Origin of the sequence: Ochrobactrum sp. MYb379 (genome assembly GCF_037479515.1) — a bacterium.
Classification (GTDB): domain Bacteria; phylum Pseudomonadota; class Alphaproteobacteria; order Rhizobiales; family Rhizobiaceae; genus Brucella.
Map to the genome: position 1 here is coordinate 91637 of NZ_JBBGYW010000008.1, position 19859 is coordinate 111495.

Here is a 19859-nt window from a genome sequence, read left to right on the forward strand (position 1 = left end):
ATTCCCGAAATGCAACAAATTCAGGAAACGTAAAATGAATATCGGCTTTGTCGGTGCAGGAAAAATGGGGCTACCAATCGCATTCAATATAGTGCGTAAGCTTGGTCAGCCAATCACCGTTGTTGATCCGCATCTGCCCAAAATTCCAGATGAATTAAATATTGACCCGACAATGTTCAATTTTTCATCAAGCCTGCAGGACCTGGCAGATTCCGATGTTGTGATCTTATGTCTGCCAGACAGCAAAGTTGTGTCCGCTGTTGTAGAAGGCAGGGACAACCTGCATGGTTTGACCGAGATACTCCGTGCCGGGTCAACGATTATAGATTCTAGCTCCTCTATTGCTGCCGAGACATTGCGTCTTGCTGACCTTTTGAGAAAGCGTGGAATAGGGTTTCATGACGCGCCGGTTTCCGGCGGTTTAGCCCGCGCATGGAAGGGCGAACTCACTGTTATGGTTGGTGGCTTGGATGCTCTCAATCCACTAATGAAAATCATTGAAGCTTTCGCGGCCAGAGTCGTGCCTCTGGAAAAAGTGGGCGATGGTCACGTCATGAAAACTGCAAACAATTACTTGCTTGCAGCGAATATCATAAGCTTCGCCGAAGCTCTCCGCTTTGCACGCGAAGCCGGTATTTCATTCGAAAAATTTGACGAGGTCGTCAACAGCTCAAGTGGCGGCAGTTATGTCTCACTGAACAAGATTGAAACTGTTGCGCGCGATGATGACAGCGTGAGTTTTACCACTGCTCTAATAGCGAAGGACGTTCGCAACTTTATCGAAAGTTGTGCAGGTATCGGCCTAGACCTGCCGATGAGCGCGCACGTGTCTGAGTTGTGGGAAGAGACGATCAGGAGGGTAGGCCCGGACGTGGATAGCCTGAAAATTTACCGCACACTAGGGCGCGCTTCTTTGTGAAATACAACACGCATATCAAGACAATGCAGACGAAGGAGGAAGAATACAAATGTCATTGATCAGAATTCGAAAGAAAAGTCTTATAGTTGAAACGACATTTCATGAGCTTGGCCCAGAGCCTGCAGTTCCATTGAAGATGGCTGCTGCCGCGGTTGTTGTCTCAAACCCCTATGCGGGGCGCTATGTTGAAGATCTGCTTCCATTTATGCACGAATTACGGTCCCTTGGCCATGAGCTGGCCGAAGAACTCGTGCAGACGCTTGGCGGTAAGGAGAGTATCGAGGTTTATTCGAAAGCAGCCATCGTAGGGCTGAACGGGGAAATGGAACACGGTGCCGTCTGGCATGAGGCCGGTGGTTGGGCCATGCGTCAGGTGTTGGGACAACCAAAGGCGATAGTGCCGGCCAATAAAGCTGTCGCGCAGGCTGGCTATCGGATTATGGTGCCAGTCCACTATATTCATGCCTGCTATGTCCGCAGCCATTTTAACTCAATCGAAGTTGGTATTCAGGATGCTCCACGACCTGATGAAATTCTCTTCGCGCTCGTTATGGGAACTTCCGGCCGTCTCAATCCAAGACTCGGTGGGTTGTTGAAGGAGGATATAAAAGGCGAAGATGGACAGCGTTAAAGAATGTCGTGATAATTAAATGGTTAGTTTGGAAGAACAATTTGTGCATTGACCGCGCGCCGACTTTTGATGTACTTGCTGCGGACATGCAGTATTATATCGAGGTAAAGTGTTCTCGTCCTTTGAACAACATTTCAATGATTTCTGCGGTCAGCATATTTCAGTTTCAATACAACAGGTAACCATAAAATTTAAGTTGAGATGCTCTGGTGATCAAAAATCGCTGAGTTGTCATATGGACATATGGCAAAAGGTGAATTTTGCCATATGTGGTCGCGTCAAACGCGCGTTCATATTGACCTGCTTGGGGTGGGTAGCTGACTAACGGCGTGCAAGAAGTCGAAATAGAGAGTGGCTATTGTGCGGATCGTCCAGTGCACTTTCTTCCAGAAAGAGCCGAATTTCTTAAATCTCTGGTTGTTTCAGTTTTTTGACACCAAACCTATGTGTAGCTTTCCATGTCGGACGAAAAAGTACAGCAGGATCATATTGTGCAGTGGCCAGCTGTGTTCTGCTACGGACATTATTGGTCATCGTAATCATGCAAGCACACGATAAACCGTTGAGCTGTCAGCGACAGGAATGCAACTTGAGAAAGTGATTAGTAGGAATCATCCAAAAGACTATTAACCCAGAATTCTGACACACTTGCGCTATTGGGCAGGCTGACAATATGCAGTATTGAGCTTGCAACATCTTCAGGGCGTGTCAATTCATCGGACGCTGATGCAAGCGGTGTGCCCATATCTGTTGCGACAAAACCCGGGCAGACAGCTGTCGAGCGCACACCTTTGTCAAAGCCAGCATGGCGGATGGCATGTGAAAGCCCCAATGCCGCAAACTTCGACACTGAATAAGCACCGGAAATTGCAGATTTAACGCGCTTTGCCGAAAGAGACGCGACAATCACAACCCGACCGCTGCCAGTCTTCACCAATTCATCCCAGCATGCTTTAACCAGCAAGCGCGGACCATTGACGTTGACATCCATCAACGCTGCAAATTCATCATCCGTTGCATCAATGACCGAATCGCGAACCATAATCCCTGCATTCGCTACAACAGCATCTATGCGACCAAAACGCTTGACGGCGGCATCTGCCCAAAGCGTTGCTGTCTCAGGCTTGCTGGCGTCATAGGCATGAACCTGTGTGGTCGCATCATCCGCCCAATCCGGCATATGTGGGGCTCTCATGCCAAGTGATACATTCCAGCCCGCGGCGAGAAATGCTTGTGCAGTCGCAGCACCGATGCCGCGATTAGCACCGGAAATCAGGATCGTCCGTTTCTGTTCCATGGTTTTTCCTTGAATCAAACTAGCCACTTTTCGCAAAAAGCCCGGAGCGCTTGAACTTCCGGGCCGTTTTCTTTCAGAATTTCAGGCTTTTTCAGCTTTGGATGTAAACGACATGTGTTACGGTAAATTCGTAAAGTCCGTGCTTTCCGTCAGCGCCGCCAATGCCTGACTTGCGTCGACCAGCATGGAAGCCCTGCATAGCTTCAAAATTCTCGCGATTGATATAGGTTTCGCCGAACTTCAGCTCACGCGAAGCCTGCATGGCAGCAGAAAGATCACGCGTGTAAATCGAAGAGGTCAGACCATAATCGGAGTCATTCGACAATGCGATTGCCTCATCCAGACTATCGACGATCTGAACCGGCAGCACTGGACCAAAGATCTCCTTGCGCATGATGTCCATATCTGCTTTAGCACCCGTGATCAGCGTCGGCTCGTAGTGGAAACCGGATGTGCGATCAGCAACCTTGCCACCAAGCACAACCGTTGCGCCCTGCGCACGCGCCGTATCAACAGCCTGGGCAACCTTATCAAGGCCAGCCTGATTAACAAGCGGCCCCATATGCAGATCATCTTCAACCGATGGGTCGCCGTAACGGGTATCTTCAAACAAGGTCTTGAGTTTTGCAACAAATGCATCGTGGACCGGGCGTTCAACATAAACACGCTCGGCACAGTTACAAACCTGACCCGTATTGATAACGCGCGAGTCATAGATCGCTTTGGCGGCCAGATCGAGATCGGCATCCTTCAACACGATTGCCGGAGCCTTACCACCCAGTTCAAGATTAACTTTTGTCAGGTTTTTGCCAGCGAGCTGCATAATATGCGAGCCTGTCGCTACACTGCCCGTGAAGGTGATGAGATCAACGCCCGGATGTGATGCAAGTGCTTCGCCAGCGACGCGTCCACGGCCACCAACCAGATTGAACACACCCTTTGGCAGATCAGTTTCGGCCAGAAGCTCGGCAAAAACATAGGCGTTAAGCGGCGTTTCTTCGCTTGGCTTAATAACAATCGTATTGCCGGTCACCAAAGCAGGTGCCATTTTACGTGCGATCAGAAAAAACGGGAAGTTCCAAGGAAGAATGCCCGCAACCACACCAACCGGCTTGCGCAGCAGCAGCATGGTTTCATTCGGACGGTCGCTTGTCAGCACTTCGCCTTCAATCCGGCGCGCCCATTCTGCCATGTAATCCATGTAATCGGCGGTAAAGTCGACCTCAACTTGTGCAAGGCCACGGACCTTACCCTGTTCCTTGACGATAATATCAGCCAGCTCAACCCGATGCTCGCGCAGCTTGGCAGAAATTTTACGCAGGTAGTTAGCACGTTCAATAGCGGGCAGCTTTTCCCAAGCACCTTGCGCAGCACGTGCAGCCTTAACCGCCGCATCGACATCTTCTGCGCTTGTTTCCGGTATCCTGCCAAGCAATGCACCAGTGGCAGGATTGGTAACTTCGATCAACTCGCTGCCAGCAGGTATAAAAGCACCGTCAATATAGTTCTGATAGTCGCGCGGAGTATCTGAAAACGTCTGTGATTGCTTGCGTATGCTCATGCCTGTTCCTCCTTGAGCGATGATAATAAAGTTCTTAAGCTTTCAGCTTGCCCGCTGTTTATGTCACGCTTTTCTTTGCGTAACGCGGACGCAGCCGACTGATGTCAAACACCTTGGCGTCTACGCTTGTAGGGTTGCCGGTAATCAGATCAGCCATCAGCTGCCCTGCACCCGGCCCGATACCGAAACCATGTCCCGAGAAGCCCGATGCAATATGGAAGCCCGGAATGTGATGAACGGGACTGATAACCGGAATTGCATCCGGCGTTGCATCGATTACACCAGACCATTCATTGAGCACCCGCGCTTTCGCAAAGCCAGGAAAACGCAATGTCATGTTACGTAAAGCGTTGCGGGTGAAGCCCGAATTTGCCGGCGGATCCATAACGCGGCATTGCTCGAAGATCGTCTGCTCGTCCAGCTGCCAATTGCGCTTTGTCGCAAGTTCTTGAAAGAAGGTTGAATTGAACCGCAGGCTGAGTTCGCGCCATGTCGTCAGATAAGTTGGCGCAAATTCCTTGAAAAGCCGCAGATGATCCGGCGTAATGGGAGCAAGGTTCAGATTACGGACTGCAATTGTGAAGCTGCCATCAAGGCGCTTTCGATAAGCAAAATCTCCTGCTCCCACTGGCATATCTGTAACACCTTCAACGCCATCCACACGTGCAACCGGACCAATGACTTTAAGCTGCGGGAAATCAATACCCATATTTCCCGCAAACAGGCGTGACCAGATACCGCCAGCCAGAACCACCGCCTGACAACGGATTTCACCGCGCTCTGTCACAACAGAACTGACGCGACCTGCTGCCGTTTCAACGCCGCGTACCGCACAATGGGTGAAAATATGCGCACCCTTTTCGCGCGCAGCTTCCGCCATCGCTGGTACTGCGATCCACGGTTCGGCACGTCCATCTGTGCCAGTGTGCAAAACACCCAGTAGATTGCCATTATTGCCCGGAATTTTCTCAGCTATTTCGGCGGGAGTGAGCATGCGAGCATCAACGCCATGACGCTTGCCGATCTCGGCCCAGTTCAGCCAGTCTTTCAGTTCACGCTGGGTATAGGAGAGATAGCTGATACCAGTGCGTCGCCATCCCGTTTCACGACTAATACGCGCATTCATCTGCGACCACAGATTAACAGAATGCATACAGAGTGGCAGTTCGCGCTCATCGCGCCCCATCTGGCGTGTCCAGCCCCAGTTGCGGGCTGATTGCTCACCGGCAATCACGCCTTTTTCGCATACTGCAACCGAGATACCGCGCTCTGCCAGTTCAAGTGCTGTGGTAATCCCAACAATACCACCACCGATAATGACAACATCGACAGCTTTCGGCAGCGTTTCATCACCCAGAAATGGCGCGACCGGAATAGAAAGCGGCTTCATTTATAGAACTCACTAAAATGGTATTTATGCAATGTCTGGCTGACTGGCTTTACCGACCCGGACGGTCGATAAAATCACGCAGGCGATACCAGCCCGTGAAGACCGGAAGGAACCAGGGCTTTTCAGAATAAAGCGGAATGGCCATGAATTTCTCACGGTCAAACGCCGATGGCATATTCTGCTGGCCAAGGATTTTCCGCGCGACCTGATAGCCAAGATAGGTCATCAGTGCGACGCCATTGCCATTACATCCAACCGCGAAATGCGAACCATCGCGCTCGCCAATGTGCGCAATCTTGTCGGCAGTCATGGCAACGCTTCCCACCCATGAATGGGTGATTTTAACGCCTGAAAGTTGCGGCCAGACTGCGACCATCCGCGCATAAATGCGCTTTGCAGCCTGCTTCTCCGACATTTCAAAAACGCCGGGACGAGACCCAAAAAGCATCCTTGTACCATCAGGCGAAACACGGCTGTAAATGAGGTCACGTCTGGTATCGGAAACCATACGGCCATTCGGAATAAGCTCAGCGAGCAGATCAGCCGGTAGGGGCTCAGTTGCGATCTGGTAGCTCTTCACCGGAACAAGCCGTCGGGCAAGCTCAGGAGACGCGTCTTTTCCGGTATAGCCATTGGTTGCCTGAATGACATTAGTCGCCCGGATCGAGCCGCGTGCAGTCGGAACGATCTTTTCACCATTTGCGACTTCTTCTACGCGTCCAGCGCGCGCATGCGAACGCAAAATCACTCCGGCAGCCTTCGCACGCTCCCGCAAGGCTTTGTGAAACATGGCAGGATGCAAGCCGCCGTAATCGTCCACCACCATGCCGCCATGATAGTAGTCTGAACCTATCACTGAACGCTGCTCTTCGCGCGAAATCTGGTGAACCCTAACACTGGTCTTCTCATTGAGAAGCGTGCCATGCCGTTTGAGTGTCTCGTAATCACGCGCAGTATAGGCACCGAAGAAACGCCCCTTCAATGTCAGCGCGGCATCGAGATTTTCGTTCTCAATCAATGTCTTGAGATAATCAAAGCTTTCATTGCTTTCGCCGATCAGTCGCGAAACAAGCGCCGGGTCGATACCATTAATCGCACCACCGACCACAAGCTTTTGAGCGCTTGAAACCATGCCGCCAGAACGCGTGGAACAGCCTGCACCCAGTTGCTCACTATCGAGAACGACAACTGACCGCCCGGCGCGGGCCAGATGTGTCGCCGCATTCAGTCCGGCATATCCGGACCCGACCACGACAACATCAACGCGTGCAGGCAGTGGATCAAGGTTAGTTTCCGGCTGTGCAGCCTCCCACCAATAGGGTGCTTCCTTGAAGTTCTCAGCATAAATATAGTCGTAACGGGACATTGAACGTCAAGCCCGAAGGCTCGTCCTTCTGAAATTTAGCGATGTCAGATGCGATGCGAGAGTTAGAGAACCTGCCCCAGGAATTCGCGCGTGCGAGCGTCCTGCGGGTTATCGAAGATCTGTGCAGGCGGCCCACTTTCAACAATCATTCCGTGATCGGTGAAACAGACGCGATGCGAGACTTCGCGTGCGAATTTCATTTCATGCGTGACAAGAATGCAGGTCAGTCCATCTTCCACCAGTTCGCGAATGGTCAGCAGAACATCCTTCACTGTTTCCGGATCAAGTGCCGCTGTCACTTCGTCGAACAAAATAACTTCCGGCTGCATCGCAAGTGCACGCGCGATTGCTACACGCTGCTGCTGACCACCTGAAAGCTGACCGGGATAGCTGTCTGCCTTGTGGGAAAGGCGCACTTTGTCTAGCAATTTACGGGCACGCTTTTCAACCTCGGCACGATCATGGCCCAGCACCTGAATTGGTGCCATCATGATGTTTTCCAGCGCTGTCTTATGCGGAAACAGGTTGTATTGCTGGAACACCATTGCGACCTCATGACGAAGCGGACGCATGGCTTTTTCGGTTTTCAACTCATGGACCTGATGGGGTCCAACGCGGATGGTTCCACTATCAATCGGGATCAGGCCGTTGATGCAGCGCAGGATCGTTGATTTGCCTGAACCGGAAGGACCGATAATGCAGACCGCCTCGCCTTTTTTAACCGACAGATCGATGCCTTTGAGGACTTCAAAACTACCGAAGGCTTTGCGGATGTTTTTAATTTCGATAAGGGGGGCAGACTGGTTCATAGATTTTCTCCCTTAACTGCGCGTTCCAGACGGCGGGCAAACAGTGCAATCGGATAGCAGTAGGCAAAGAACAGGAAGAGCACGGTAAGGTAGAAGTAGACGAGTGCGAGCTCGCTCTCCATGGCAATAGACGTGTTCAGAATGGTAATGACGTCCTGAATACCGGTTACGGTAGCAAGCGAGGTTGCGATCATCAGCAAGGCGTAGAGGTTCATCCAGCCCGGTATCATCCGCCGGAACGCTTGTGGAAGAATAACGTAACGGTAGATTTGCATCGGAGTATATCCAAGCGACCGTGCCGCTTCCCATTGACCAGAATGAATGGACTGCACAGCACCGCGAATAACTTCCGAGAAGTTTGCAGCCGTTGGCAAAGCCAGACCAATTGTAGCCTTAACAAAGGTTGGAAAAGGAATGACAAGGCCGAAAATACGCACTTCAAACGGAATGATGTAAAGCATCGCAAACAGCAGCACGAGCCAAGGCGAATTGCGAAGAAAGTTCATCACAAGCAACGCTGGAACACGCACCGAGGCATTCTTCACCATCGTTGCGAGACCCATAGCGGTCCCTAGAGCTGTAGCAAGTGCCATAGCCGCAATCGACAGCAGAATATTTAAGGCAAAACCGCCAGTAATCGGCCAGCCTGAACCGGAACCAGTCAGAAGCAGGGGTAAGCGTGCGGCAACCCGGCGCCACTGATCAGCGCCGCCTGAGAGCGCATCGACAGCGACCCATGTTGCAACAGCAAGAGCGATGAAAAGAAGAACAGCTCTCTTCTTATTCTCATATGTCATGACACTGTTCATCATCAACCTGCCTTGCCGTAACCGGGGAACACCATCCATGTTTCAAGTTTGGCCATAGCGTAGGTCAGAACCGATACGAGGCTCACATAGATCGCAAGTACCAGCACCATAACTTCGAGCGTACGGAAGTTATCGTTGTAGATCTGCCCGGCGTAATACATCAGTTCAGGGACAGCAATCACCGAGGCCTGAGAGGTCGTCTTGAAAAGATTACTCAGGATATTTGTGAGTGCCGGAAGGCAGATACGCGTTGCGATCGGCGCTTCAATGCGCCAGAACCGAGACCACCGACCATAACCAAGAGAACGAGAAGCCTCGATAATCGAGCGCGGCATCGTTTCAATGCCCGAACGGAATGCTTCGATAGCCAGAGCGCCACCAAACAGGCTGAGCGAAATGGCTGCGCAGGAGAAGGCACTCAATAACGGAACCGAAAGGCCCGTGGCCGGATCGACAACTTTCAAACCTAAAGTCGACAGCGTGAAATACGCAAACAGCATTTGCAACAAAGGCGGTGTATTGCGGAACACTTCGACAAAAAGCTCAATAAGCGCATCAAGCCAGAAAATACGCAATGTCAGTCCAAGCGCACCCAACATACCAATCAGCACCGCAACGAATGACGAAATCGCTGCGAGCTGAATGGTATTGAGGACACCAATCACTAACCAATGTTGGTAGGTCGGATCACCGAGCCATGAATAATCAAGACCGAACAAAAGTGCCTCTCCGAGCTGAGCTTAGTTGTTTGCAGCTGCGGCAGCTTTGGCGCGCTCTGCAATATAATCGGAAGCAGGCATGTTAAACTCCATCTCCCACTCGATGAGCTTACCCTCGGCTTCAGCTTTGTGAATGGCTTTGTCTACGACTTCTTTGAAAGCCACATCACCTTCGCGGATGCCGCCGCCCATTGGTGCGAATTCATATGGCTTAACAGCGATCTTGTAGCCCGCCCAGTCTGCTTCACGCAGTTTCATACGTAGGGTGATGTCATCAAAAACAAAGCCAATGCAGCGATTATCTTTAAGCGCGCGATAGGCTTCCGGCGGGTTCTTAAAGGCAACCAGCTTCATGCCGAATTCTTCAGTCATCTTCTTATTGAAGTAGGAACCTTGAATGCCGCAGACTGGCTGACCTTTGAACTGATCCCAGCTGTCGATCTTAGCTTCCTTTGCCATCATGACCGAAGGACCGCCAGCAGAGACATATTGTGTAGTGAAGTCGATAACGCGGTCACGCTCTGGTGAAATTCCAAGCGTCGCGAACACAAGATCAACACGACCGGCCGACAAAAACTCAATCCGATTTGCAGCTACAACCGGTACAAGTTCAATCTTGTCTTCAGAACCCAAAAGCTCTTTGGCAACATATTTTGCCAACTCGATTTCGAAGCCGACAATCTCACCTTTTTCATTCAGATAACCATAAGGCGCATAATCATTTTTGACGCCGACGACGAGCTTATCGCGCTCCTTAATCGCGGCAAGCGTATCGGCCACTGCATTCTGAGCTGCCAGCACCGCACACATGGCCACCGTCGACAGAACGATCTTTCTGATCATTTGAGTTCCCTTTTTGAATATTCAGAATCCACTCGATATGAGGCCGCTGCTTTTTTAATCATTTTCCCATGCAGCCTTTATTTCGTCATTGAACACTGATATTTCTCACTATACAAGTTATGTGCATAGTATTTTTCATAATGTGAGAATTCATGATCAAGAATCCTAAGACAGCTCCAACTGGCGGCACCCAACTTTTAGATCGTGCTGTGCAATTGCTTGATCTCGTTGCTGACGGTGGCAATGACGGGCTCACTTTGAAAAAGCTCACAGAATTATCAGGACTTAACAACGCCACCTGCCATCGCATTCTCAACACGCTCGTTGGCCACAAATTGCTCGCAAGAGATGATAAAAAACGCTGCTATCGGCTGGGTGCGCGCATGTCCATCTACGGGGCGCGGGCAGCGCGCGGACCAGGGCTTATAAGCCGCTGCGAGATTGCGCTGACGCGGCTACGCCGTCGTACTGGGGATACAGTGCATCTTATGGCACGGTTTAATCATGATTCTGTCTGCCTTGATCGCAGAGATGGAGAATGCGTGGTCCCTACCTTAACCGGAATGATTGGTGGCTCAGTGCCACTGGGTGTTGGCCCGGGTTCAATTGCTATGCTGTCTTATCTTGATGAGGATGAACAGGACTTCATCATTCGCGCTAATCTTGAACGCTATTCAGGCTATAAAGGTTTAACTGCCGACAGAATTCGTGAGTTGATAGAGCAGACGCGAGATCGCGGATATGCAGTCGATGATGAGGAGCTTATAAAAGGAATTGTGGGGATCGCTGTGCCTATTTTCACGGACGGCGTGACTGCTGGAGCATCCATAGGCTTCACGATACTGGGTGCAAAACTGGCTCCAAACTCGTTAACAGAATATGCTCGCATACTGAAAGATGAAGTGAATGCTATTCTAGGACAGTGACATTTTTTTGAATTAATGTGCCAATTTAAAATTATCAAAGAGATAATGTGCTATTCAAATCAATTGAAAAGATTGGCTTCTTTTGGGAAATATTATTGGTCAATTTATGACTGGGATGAAGCGCATAAGTGACACGAAATTACTCTGACTTACTAACATATGGCAAAAGCTGACTTTTGCCATATGTTCACACTAGGCTATGTAAAAGCCTGGTAAATTCTAACAGCTGGCGCGGATAGCCAGAGCAGTGATTAGTTTCAGCTTCTTGCAGTTTTTCGAGAAGAAATAACACTTCATCGTTGCGCACGAAATTTTATCATAAAAGAATGTCGTGATAATATTTTCGGATATTTCGCTAGTTTAGATATCTTGAAACAACGTTAATTGAATTATATCTAAAATTTATAAAAATTAGATATTAAACATTAAATATTAAAAAACCCAGATAGCGGGGTTGGGCTGGATCTACGCCTCAATAGACTAAAAATACCAATTTTCGCTCAATCATGGTGGCGCCATTATAAAGAATACAATACTATTGCTGGTATTTACTTTACATAGATTTTGATGCTTTCCCCGGCTGGCCATCTTTTTTCGAAGCCGGCTTCAACAGCTGAGGCTTTTAGACCTGCTTTGGCTTTCTGCCTGCTTTCAGCCCTTTGGGTTTCTCTGCATCGGGTTGTGGCTCAATGAATAGGGCTGACACTGGCACATTAAGCGCTATGGCCATCGCTTCAAGCGTTGAAACGGTGACGTTTTTCATGCCGCGTTCCACCCGACCTACATATGAGCGATCAACTTGTGCCTCGAGTGCCAATCGTTCCTGCGAAAGGCCACGCTCAGCCCGCAACTGCAATAGATTCCAGCCGATGATTTTTTTAACATCCATGATCACGAAGCAATCATATTGACGGCCTGTTAATCGACGGACTGTTTATCCCGTATTTATTATTTGCTATCATGAAGCAACGGCACCCCTTTGCGGCTAGCAAAATAAAGGGCGTGCCGTTTCTCACATTTGAATGTCATCAGGGGGATTTCATGCACTATTATATCGATGCGATGCGCAACTATGCCGTGTTTGCAGGGCGCGCCAGCCGTTCACAATACTGGTTTTTCAGCCTAGCGTTTTTCAATATGCTGGTTGTTGCAATGGTCATCGACCAAACCGTGGGAGACACTTCGCGCGATGAACCTGCAGGGCTTTTCACAGCGATTGTTTATTTGGCGCATTTGCTGCCAGCCATTGCAGTCACTGTCAGGCGCTTACACGATACTGACCGATCGGGCTGGTGGATATTCGCTGGGTTTGTGCCATTGATCGGTCAAATTGCGCTGCTGGTTTTCCCGTAGCTTTGGCAACTCTGAACAAACTTGCATCTACTGGCGGTGGCCCAGCCATGCAGTACAGCGGACGCTTCCCACTCTATCACGTTGATGACTTGGATCGCTGGGCGAGTGAACCGGGGCGCTAAGGACGAATATTTCCTTACACTCGGAATGGGTAAAGAGCTTGGTATGGTTGATCGCTCTGAGCGTGGTCGCCGGGTCCGCAAGTATTTCATTTCAATTGAGGAGCAAGGTCCCACGGCGCACCAGATGACGCCAGCCGAAATGTTTCTTCACAATGCGCAAATGATGGTGACGATTGAGCGCCAGCAGGCGGAGCATGCGGAAGCCCTCAAGACCATCGGTGCGCAGATCGAAAAGGTCGAAAAAGCTCAGACGGTAATGAGCAGTCGCCCAGCCAATGCAGAGGCTATTACGCATATCCGTAAGCGGATCAGTAAAATGCTCGGCCTGTCGGCAGAGACCATCGATGCCGTTATGCGTCAGTCGCCATATACTCCGAAGCCTGCCGGGACGGTTAAGAACTCTCGTGAGGAGGCCGAAGGCTCTACCTATGTCGTTTATTGGCAGAAGGATATTACGGCGCTCTTTGACCGCTTTGCAGCCGAATGTGAACGGGTTAGCGCGCAGTTCTTTTCTCACCCCTTCGTAGACCGAAAATTCAGAATGGAGCGGAAGGTAATTTAAGTCGACCAGCAGCCGACTGAACAGTGAGCGCGATGATCCGCGCTCCACCCTTTCCCAAATTATGGAGTGATCCAATGACGGAACAAAGCATTCCGGCTACCGCCGAAGGTATGCCGAATATTCAAAGTAAAGAAAAGCATTGGAACGATCTGACAATGATGTCGGATATTCGAATGCAAAGCACTAATCTGTATTTTGGAACGAACCACTTCACAGGCCACAACCTCAGAGAAATGTCAGCTTGCTATGACGCTTGTCGGACATTGGAAAGCGTTGTTGCGGGGCTGGTCAGCCAGCCACGGTTCAGTGATGAGCGTACAGGTCGCTTGAACGAAGCTGGCGAAACACTTCACAGTATTATGGAGTTCATCGACAGTATCAACGTGCTGATAACAGATACAGCTCGAAGTTTCTCCCCTGTCACCATTGAGGACCACGAGACACGTGCTTGGATGCTTTTGCGGGAGCAGGCCTTTTACGCGGAAAGCCTCAGCGAATTTAACAAGTTGGCAGCTGGTCTTAATGCTGACGTAGGCGGTGAAGCATGATCGGCCTTCATCATCTCATCAACATGCACAAAGCAACAATGGCTGTTTACAACGGCGTACCTGACGATGACTGGCATGACGTTGCCGATCAGGTTTCAGCGACAATTGAGGCTTCCCGCTCCGAGATTGTGAAGTATCGCCCTTTATCGATTTATGAAATGAACATGAAGGCGGAGTTCATGCTCTCGTGCAAGTCTTTCACAGAATGGGGCGATGTCGATCTTAAGGATGTGATCGAAGGTTTTAGGAGAGGTTTAGCAAAATGAGCACTTTCCGCCTACGCATTAACGCAGCTCACCTTGTCATGATCGTCGGCGGCTGGCTCGCTGTAACCATTTGCCCTGAGCTTAGAGAACCGGAAGATCGGGGAAGTGGCCGATGAGCGCGGTTCGTAAGCAGATCAACCAAGATAACGATTTGAGATTTTTCCCAAAACCATCAGGCGAATTGAACCGTGATCTGTCTGGAAAGCGGTGGGAGGCAGAAAAGCAAAAGGGCTTGCCTCTCCGATGGCCCACCCATCGCGTTGAACAGGGTAAGCTTTTCGATGCATGGCATGATGTTGCTGCTCAGATTGTAAACGATAAGGGCAGATCGCGCTTTCGCCTTCTGTCCGCAGCAACAAAGCTGATTTATTGGAAAACCGGGATCATTCCAGCGACCAATGAACAGTGGGCTTTAAGTTGTGGTCGCTGCGCTTTGAAGACGGTCACTCGTGATATCGAACTATACCGGTGTCTGGGTATCTTCATTGTCCGATACGGCTGGAAGAAGCGGCAATATGACGGCAAGATTGTGCGAACCCGCACTATTCTTCCATCTCTCCCAGAAACTTTGAAATCGTCAATCACGCTAAATTCGGACGAATTTCATATGGACACCTGTGGTCCCGACGAATGGGGGGTTTTCTCTGACATTCATATGGACACCTGTGGTCCCGAACATCGAGACCTGTGTGGTCCCGGTACCTTAGATACCTATGAAGAGGGCGAAGGGGAGTAATCATGCAGCTTGATCTTTTCACTCATCGCAAGCCAGCAACCATTCATGCATTCCCGCTCTCGCGTAGACGCTTACTTGTCAACGAAGCAGCAGAAGCCCTGACGGTCAAAAGCTATTCGCAGGGCAAGGCGCATTGGACCCGCCTTGTAAATCGGCTTTGGAAGGAAATGACCGCATCTGGCCTCAGTGCCAAGATGATCGATGCCGAGATTAGCGCATTGGCTGATGCTGTAAGCCAAGAAATGAATATTCGAAATTACTACCGTTCATCCAATGGAGGCGGCGCAGCATGATTATTCTCAACGCAAAAGCCGAGCCGCGCAGCGGATCGATGGGGTTTGGGGGATCATCCTCCGATCAGGAGTTTGAGGATGAAATCCTCATATCGCGTAGCGACAAGAAAGCAGGTGCAGCATGAGCATTTCAGATTATCAAGATGATATTCGGGCGTCGGTCGATGCGGTTCTGAACGTTGTTGATATTGACAGTGGTTCGCCAAGTGAAGGCATCGTCAGAAGTCATGTTGAATTGGCAATTGCTTATGCCATCAGTCAAGAGCGCATACGTTGCGTTGGGCTAGCATATAGCCAGTACGTTGTGAACGGCTGCAATGACTGGCGACACGGATGGAAGAAACAAGGTTGGAAGCGTGGCAAGAAAGAACTCGCCAATGCTGATCTGTGGCAAGCGATTGACGCTGTGCTGAGTGGTGCAGATCGCGTCACTATTGCGTGGGTGAAAGGTCATGCCGGGGTTGTAGGGAATGAACGTGCCGACGAGCTGGCAACCATGGGCCGTGATTTGGTGCGTGGCGAGCCTGAGCTGACGGCAATAGAACAGCAATTACAATATGTTGTTTAGGCAAACTTGTACGGAGCGCACCGCTAGATTAGTAAACATTGGCACTGAAGTACTTGTCTTTCGGTGTCATATTTTTGCATAATAACTAGCTAGTGCAATGCTGCAAAGAGTGAGCTTTTCCGGTTTGATGCCCTGCTAATATCGTCGCTTTGAACGCTCTTTATTCAATATGCTCCGGAGGAGGCGGCGTGATGTTAAACTTCAATGTCGGGGAAACGGTATTTAATAGCGTCATTGGCAGCTTTGCGCAAAGCGTCTACTGTGCTCAGGAGTGTCTCTGGCTGCTGGTTGATCAGTATTCTTCGATTTGTCTGTATAATAACCAATTTCTTTCGGCTTATTCTTATTCCTTCATCGCATTTCTGAATTGCATCATCCAACTCGTTGGAAACTGCAGTTTGGTGGAAAGCAACCAAACTTACGTCCATACTATGCATTCTCATGAAAACAGGATCATCGAGAAGATTTCTCATCTGCTTGTAAATTTGCATATAGAATTCTCCATCCGCTTCATAAATATCCCAGTAACTATGCTTTTCGCGTGTGTTTGCCTGCGATGCCAATTCAAAAAGTTTTTTCAATACACTGATGGCTTGCTTAGCGGTGCTCCTTTCTGGTGCTTCAATGCGCGATATGTTTTCTCGATGATGTTTTTCCGTGTGGTGCATCTGCCGAATAATTATTGCGGCAGTAAGACCCGCGATGATCGCTGCGGCCCAGCCGCCAAGGGCGCTCGCCCATTGTCTGAAACAGCTTGTTCCATTCATATCGTCCGGCGAACAAAAGCCGTCGCTTCGGAACATGGAAATAGCTTCAAGAACGAGCACACCACAGAACGCAATAGACAGCCCAACCCAGACAGGAGAGAGGTATCGAACCCACAGCTTTATCTTTCCCAACTCCGCCCCCGAATTAATCCCTTGGCGTCTAGCCTTGATCACAACTTATTCAAGAAATCAATTGGTGCGGCGGCATGAGTACTATACTGCTCAAAAGCTTATTCAGCTATCGTGATTGGGCATCGAAGGATAAGGCTAGTCTGATCTTCACCGGCAATAGACACGCAAACCTCAACCTTCAGATTGTGCCAATCACTCCTGTAACTGCTTTCAGCAAGTTCATCTGCGATGTCTATTCTAACTTCACATGGACCAGAAGACCGATCTTTCCACCCGTGCATAGCAACAGCAGGTTGAATAAGATGGCCCTCAAGCGATCTGCTAGTCAGTCCACCTTCTGGATCATCCCGATCCCAAATTTTTGTATAATAGACAAAGAGCCCTGGACTGTCGGGAATGGTGCGGATCGACTTAATTATTATTGGGCGTCTATTCCAGTTAACAATCCGAACGATAACGTAAAGTTCTCGTTTGAGGTGCTGTATCGCATCTATGGATGGCTTAGCATCACCCAACATAAAACCAGTCTGTCGTTTCTGCTCTTCATTCTGTTTGTAAAGAAAGAAAACAGTAACGGATGCGGCAAACGCAGCAGCCCAGCCGCTAAGTGCTCCTATCCAGCCTTGCCACCATGTTTCGTCTTGGTTGAAAGCGTACTCTGCAAAATTATAAAAAGAGCTGATCGGCCAAGTATTTGTAGCCCCATAAATGACAACCACAAACGCAGCGCAGCCAGCGTAGAACCAATGAACGATCTTCATGCCCAATCCCCCGACTTCTGGACTGATTTATCTGGAGCATTTGGAATGTGCAAGGTGGTCAGTGATGGTTAGCCACCAATGCGATATATACCGCGTAGCAAGGCAGTGTGGCGTCATCCTGCGGGCAAGCTGTGACCATTCCCCTACAAGCCGGAAGGCAAGGGAATGCTTCTGTAAGCCGACACTAAGAGAGATAGGACGAGAGCATGGCGAAGATCACCTTCGCCTTGTTTTGCAATTGATGGTTGGAACGGTAGCCAATTCTCGGGAACTGTTTGCAGACATGATCAAGGCTGTGTCGTCGGTACTGTTCAGAAACCCGGAATTGCTCAAGCGCCGTACGCTGTTGGATGACTTTGACGCTATTGACCTTGTAAGCCTGCGCAGGAAGGCAAAAGCCATGAACTGCGGAATGCCGACAACTCATGTTCTACGCGTCCTAATTTCTGTTCGTTTCTATGAACCCATACAAGGCGACCTTTTAGAATGGCTGGAGGCGGCATGAGCGACGATAACATCACAAAACTGCCGATAAAGTTCAAAGACCCACCTAAAGACGAAGGCCCGATGCTCAAGGTCGTTAGCTATGACGGCAAGTGCAATCATCGTTGGACTGTCAACGGATCAAAGACAGTGCATGCGTCTTACACGATCCGTGAAGGCGAGACAGAAGTTGAATGCGCCCTTTGCGGCACTAAACTGGATCCGATGTTCGTTCTCAAGGTGTTGGCTACTGAGGAAACGAAGTGGCAGAACTCAAGACAGCGTTACCATGATGAAATGAAGCGCCTCTCTGAGCGGACGCGCACCAAATGCGACCATTGCGGCAACATGACGAGGATCAGTAGGAAATGACCCACACATATCAAGCATGGTCACACAAAGACATTGAAGCCCGTATCGTTGAAGCAGCAGCAACACTCATGCTCATGCCAAACGAAAAGATGCCAGAGCCTGTGCAGGCCATCTGGCGGGAATACAAGGATGAATACGGTAAAGGTCGGACACGGTATCGGAAACGACCTGAAGGCGCGGCAATCGACCGGATGTATGAGACTTGGGGCTGGATTAATGCGCTGGAAAGCAAATCAGATCGCAAGCTTTTGTATGGATGGGCAAGGGTGAAGGCCCATAAAGGCATGCGCCTTGGCAGTTTCGCATTAGAAAATATGATGAATGACCGACAATTGAAAAGAAAAATTGATGAATTAAACCAGCAGATTGCGAACAATCAAAACCGATTGTGTCTCGTTCGGTTGACAGACGCAGTTGCCAGCGTGTCCGAAAACGAGCATAACTCACATCAACAAACGGTATCGTCCGAGAGTTGCGAGCATAGAACAACACACTGGATCGCACCGGACGCTAAGCCCAGAAACATCCCTTCTCTTCAAGAGAAAATGAAACCCGCTGCATAGCGGATGGGCAAGAATATGCGGGTGCAAGTAGCAGGCGATCAAACGTCCACCTGATTGCCGGGAGGTGCAAATCCTCCCACAGCGCCAAATCGGGTTTGGACCTTTGACGCTCCCGAATGGAGGAAACAGTTCGACGGACTGGTTAGCTGACCTATAGATAAGCGCAAGGTGACGGGTGGAGAGAGCGCCACACAGTTTCGAGCAATATGCAAAAATTGCATAATACTAATCAGAACGGCGGCGCTGAAAGCAGAGCCGTTTCATCTGCTGGAATGGATGGTGTTCGTTGTTGGATCGTTGTTCGGCTGGCGTGAAAGTGAGGGCCGTAGACGCTTTCGTCATGCATGGATTGAAACAGGTATAGGCATTGCCGATTTTGATCTCAGGGATGCAGTCAGCCTTTTTAGCTCCTTCGCAAATCGCTGCGACCTGTCTGGCAGTGATATCAAGGCGCTTCGTCATCTACGAACCTCATGCTTTAGGCACGAAGTTTTCAGAGGCGCGGCGGGTGGTCAAGGCAAAAGAAAAGCCCCGTCGAAGCGGGGCTGGCTCAAATCGGCGTCTTTCTCGTAGGAGCGCACTTTTCAAGGAAGTCTGAAAGCAAGTCGACTTGATAACCGAATAACTTGATTTCGCCTTTGCCTCTCTTGAGGAAATCCTTCGGCTCCATTATCTTCGAAACACGTTTGATTTCTCTAAATTTTGAATTGCAGCTGGAGTGCGCCGTTATTCTTCCGACAAATTCTGTCCCGTCACTTAGCTGTATGCGGGGGCCTGCCTCATTTGATCCAGTGGAAGTGCATCCTGCAAGTGCAATAAATGCCACAGCACCCCATTTATTAAGAGCCATCATTTCCCCCTAAAGCTACTAACCACGCCGTTGGAAAAGTCCTTATTAAAGTATCCCTATTTAGTCAAGATTAATGGGTTTCGTTAAGTTAGTTTGACGCAAAAGAAAAAGCCCCGGCACGTCTCCCAACGTCACGGGGCTGCTTACCAAGAGCCACAGGGTTTTAAAGACCCCGGCAAGCGGCATGAATTTAGTAATCAGTCACGCCGTTGC

At 49.8% G+C, this 19859-nt stretch carries 26 protein-coding genes; 14 read left to right on the forward strand and 12 right to left on the reverse strand.

All coding sequences use genetic code 11. The annotated features are described in order from the left end of the window. Positions 1-34: 34 nt before the first annotated feature. The gene (locus WH356_RS15960; RefSeq protein ID WP_339512516.1) at positions 35-919 is read left to right on the forward strand and encodes an NAD(P)-dependent oxidoreductase; all 885 of its coding nucleotides are present in this window, start codon (positions 35-37) and stop codon (positions 917-919) included. Between the two features lie 49 nt (positions 920-968). Further along, the gene (locus WH356_RS15965) at positions 969-1550 is read left to right on the forward strand and encodes an amino acid synthesis family protein (RefSeq protein ID WP_339512518.1); all 582 of its coding nucleotides are present in this window, start codon (positions 969-971) and stop codon (positions 1548-1550) included. A gap of 601 nt (positions 1551-2151) precedes the next feature. Here WH356_RS15965 and WH356_RS15970 read toward each other — a convergent pair. From WH356_RS15970 to WH356_RS16005, 8 genes are all read right to left on the reverse strand, one after another. Then, on the reverse strand, positions 2152-2847 hold the full coding sequence (locus WH356_RS15970; protein ID WP_339512520.1) for an SDR family NAD(P)-dependent oxidoreductase: 696 nt from the start codon (positions 2845-2847) through the stop codon (positions 2152-2154). Between the two features lie 91 nt (positions 2848-2938). Further along, positions 2939-4408 carry an aldehyde dehydrogenase gene (gene aldA / locus WH356_RS15975; protein WP_339512522.1) on the reverse strand — a complete coding sequence of 490 codons (1470 nt, stop codon included), beginning with the start codon at positions 4406-4408 and terminating at the stop codon, positions 2939-2941. Between the two features lie 58 nt (positions 4409-4466). Further along, positions 4467-5798 carry an NAD(P)/FAD-dependent oxidoreductase gene (locus WH356_RS15980; RefSeq protein ID WP_339512524.1) on the reverse strand — a complete coding sequence of 444 codons (1332 nt, stop codon included), beginning with the start codon at positions 5796-5798 and terminating at the stop codon, positions 4467-4469. A gap of 49 nt (positions 5799-5847) precedes the next feature. Further along, positions 5848-7164, reverse strand: a complete 1317-nt coding sequence (locus WH356_RS15985; RefSeq protein ID WP_339512526.1) for an NAD(P)/FAD-dependent oxidoreductase — start codon at positions 7162-7164, stop codon at positions 5848-5850. Positions 7165-7226: 62 nt separating this feature from the next. After that, positions 7227-7973, reverse strand: coding sequence for an amino acid ABC transporter ATP-binding protein (locus WH356_RS15990; protein ID WP_339512528.1), 747 nt, complete (start codon positions 7971-7973; stop codon positions 7227-7229). Then, positions 7970-8770 carry an amino acid ABC transporter permease gene (locus WH356_RS15995; RefSeq protein ID WP_339512530.1) on the reverse strand — a complete coding sequence of 267 codons (801 nt, stop codon included), beginning with the start codon at positions 8768-8770 and terminating at the stop codon, positions 7970-7972. The genes WH356_RS15990 and WH356_RS15995 overlap by 4 nt, the downstream gene beginning before the upstream one ends. Positions 8771-8784: 14 nt before the next feature. Continuing rightward, positions 8785-9501, reverse strand: a complete 717-nt coding sequence (locus WH356_RS16000; RefSeq protein WP_339512532.1) for an amino acid ABC transporter permease — start codon at positions 9499-9501, stop codon at positions 8785-8787. Between the two features lie 21 nt (positions 9502-9522). Further along, entirely contained in the window at positions 9523-10344 is an 822-nt protein-coding gene (locus tag WH356_RS16005; protein WP_339512534.1) for a transporter substrate-binding domain-containing protein, read from the reverse strand. Positions 10345-10496: 152 nt separating this feature from the next. Between WH356_RS16005 and WH356_RS16010 the strand changes: the two genes are divergently transcribed. Then, the gene (locus tag WH356_RS16010; RefSeq protein WP_339512536.1) at positions 10497-11270 is read left to right on the forward strand and encodes an IclR family transcriptional regulator; all 774 of its coding nucleotides are present in this window, start codon (positions 10497-10499) and stop codon (positions 11268-11270) included. 622 nt (positions 11271-11892) lie between these two features. Here the strand turns inward: WH356_RS16010 and WH356_RS16015 are convergent. Then, entirely contained in the window at positions 11893-12159 is a 267-nt protein-coding gene (locus WH356_RS16015; RefSeq protein WP_339512538.1) for a helix-turn-helix domain-containing protein, read from the reverse strand. A 152-nt stretch (positions 12160-12311) separates the two neighbouring features. On the opposite strand from WH356_RS16015, the gene WH356_RS16020 reads away from it, so the two are divergent. From WH356_RS16020 to WH356_RS16055, 8 genes are all read left to right on the forward strand, one after another. Next, positions 12312-12623 (forward strand): DUF805 domain-containing protein, encoded by a 312-nt coding sequence (locus tag WH356_RS16020; RefSeq protein ID WP_339512540.1) that lies wholly within the window; start codon positions 12312-12314, stop codon positions 12621-12623. 105 nt (positions 12624-12728) lie between these two features. Beyond that, on the forward strand, positions 12729-13307 hold the full coding sequence (locus tag WH356_RS16025; protein ID WP_339512542.1) for a hypothetical protein: 579 nt from the start codon (positions 12729-12731) through the stop codon (positions 13305-13307). A gap of 74 nt (positions 13308-13381) precedes the next feature. Next, on the forward strand, positions 13382-13855 hold the full coding sequence (locus WH356_RS16030; protein ID WP_339512544.1) for a hypothetical protein: 474 nt from the start codon (positions 13382-13384) through the stop codon (positions 13853-13855). Next, positions 13852-14121 carry a hypothetical protein gene (locus tag WH356_RS16035; protein ID WP_339512546.1) on the forward strand — a complete coding sequence of 90 codons (270 nt, stop codon included), beginning with the start codon at positions 13852-13854 and terminating at the stop codon, positions 14119-14121. The genes WH356_RS16030 and WH356_RS16035 overlap by 4 nt, the downstream gene beginning before the upstream one ends. Before the next feature lie 112 nt (positions 14122-14233). Continuing rightward, complete coding sequence (locus tag WH356_RS16040; protein WP_339512548.1) at positions 14234-14857, forward strand: hypothetical protein; 624 nt, start codon at positions 14234-14236, stop codon at positions 14855-14857. 2 nt (positions 14858-14859) lie between these two features. Next, on the forward strand, positions 14860-15150 hold the full coding sequence (locus WH356_RS16045; RefSeq protein WP_339512550.1) for a DUF6074 family protein: 291 nt from the start codon (positions 14860-14862) through the stop codon (positions 15148-15150). Next, positions 15147-15275: a hypothetical protein gene (locus tag WH356_RS16050; protein WP_339512552.1), complete on the forward strand. Its 129-nt coding sequence runs from the start codon at positions 15147-15149 to the stop codon at positions 15273-15275. Before WH356_RS16045 ends, WH356_RS16050 begins: the two co-directional genes overlap by 4 nt. Next, positions 15272-15718 (forward strand): RNase H family protein, encoded by a 447-nt coding sequence (locus WH356_RS16055; RefSeq protein WP_339512554.1) that lies wholly within the window; start codon positions 15272-15274, stop codon positions 15716-15718. The genes WH356_RS16050 and WH356_RS16055 overlap by 4 nt, the downstream gene beginning before the upstream one ends. Before the next feature lie 194 nt (positions 15719-15912). Here the strand turns inward: WH356_RS16055 and WH356_RS16060 are convergent, their stop codons facing one another. Next, complete coding sequence (locus WH356_RS16060; protein WP_339512556.1) at positions 15913-16617, reverse strand: hypothetical protein; 705 nt, start codon at positions 16615-16617, stop codon at positions 15913-15915. Positions 16618-16715: 98 nt separating this feature from the next. Beyond that, positions 16716-17378, reverse strand: coding sequence for a hypothetical protein (locus WH356_RS16065; RefSeq protein WP_339512558.1), 663 nt, complete (start codon positions 17376-17378; stop codon positions 16716-16718). A gap of 283 nt (positions 17379-17661) precedes the next feature. On the opposite strand from WH356_RS16065, the gene WH356_RS16070 reads away from it, so the two are divergent. Genes WH356_RS16070 through WH356_RS16080 form a run of 3 tightly spaced genes read left to right on the forward strand, consistent with a single transcriptional unit; the run spans position 17662 to position 18796 of the window. After that, on the forward strand, positions 17662-17883 hold the full coding sequence (locus WH356_RS16070) for a hypothetical protein (protein WP_339512560.1): 222 nt from the start codon (positions 17662-17664) through the stop codon (positions 17881-17883). Beyond that, positions 17880-18233 (forward strand): hypothetical protein, encoded by a 354-nt coding sequence (locus WH356_RS16075; protein WP_339512562.1) that lies wholly within the window; start codon positions 17880-17882, stop codon positions 18231-18233. Before WH356_RS16070 ends, WH356_RS16075 begins: the two co-directional genes overlap by 4 nt. Continuing rightward, a complete protein-coding gene (locus tag WH356_RS16080; protein WP_339512564.1) occupies positions 18230-18796 on the forward strand; it encodes a DUF6362 family protein in 567 nt (188 codons plus the stop codon). Before WH356_RS16075 ends, WH356_RS16080 begins: the two co-directional genes overlap by 4 nt. Before the next feature lie 225 nt (positions 18797-19021). Here the strand turns inward: WH356_RS16080 and WH356_RS16085 are convergent, their stop codons facing one another. Continuing rightward, positions 19022-19258, reverse strand: a complete 237-nt coding sequence (locus tag WH356_RS16085) for a hypothetical protein (protein ID WP_339512566.1) — start codon at positions 19256-19258, stop codon at positions 19022-19024. Positions 19259-19859: the final 601 nt, after the last annotated feature.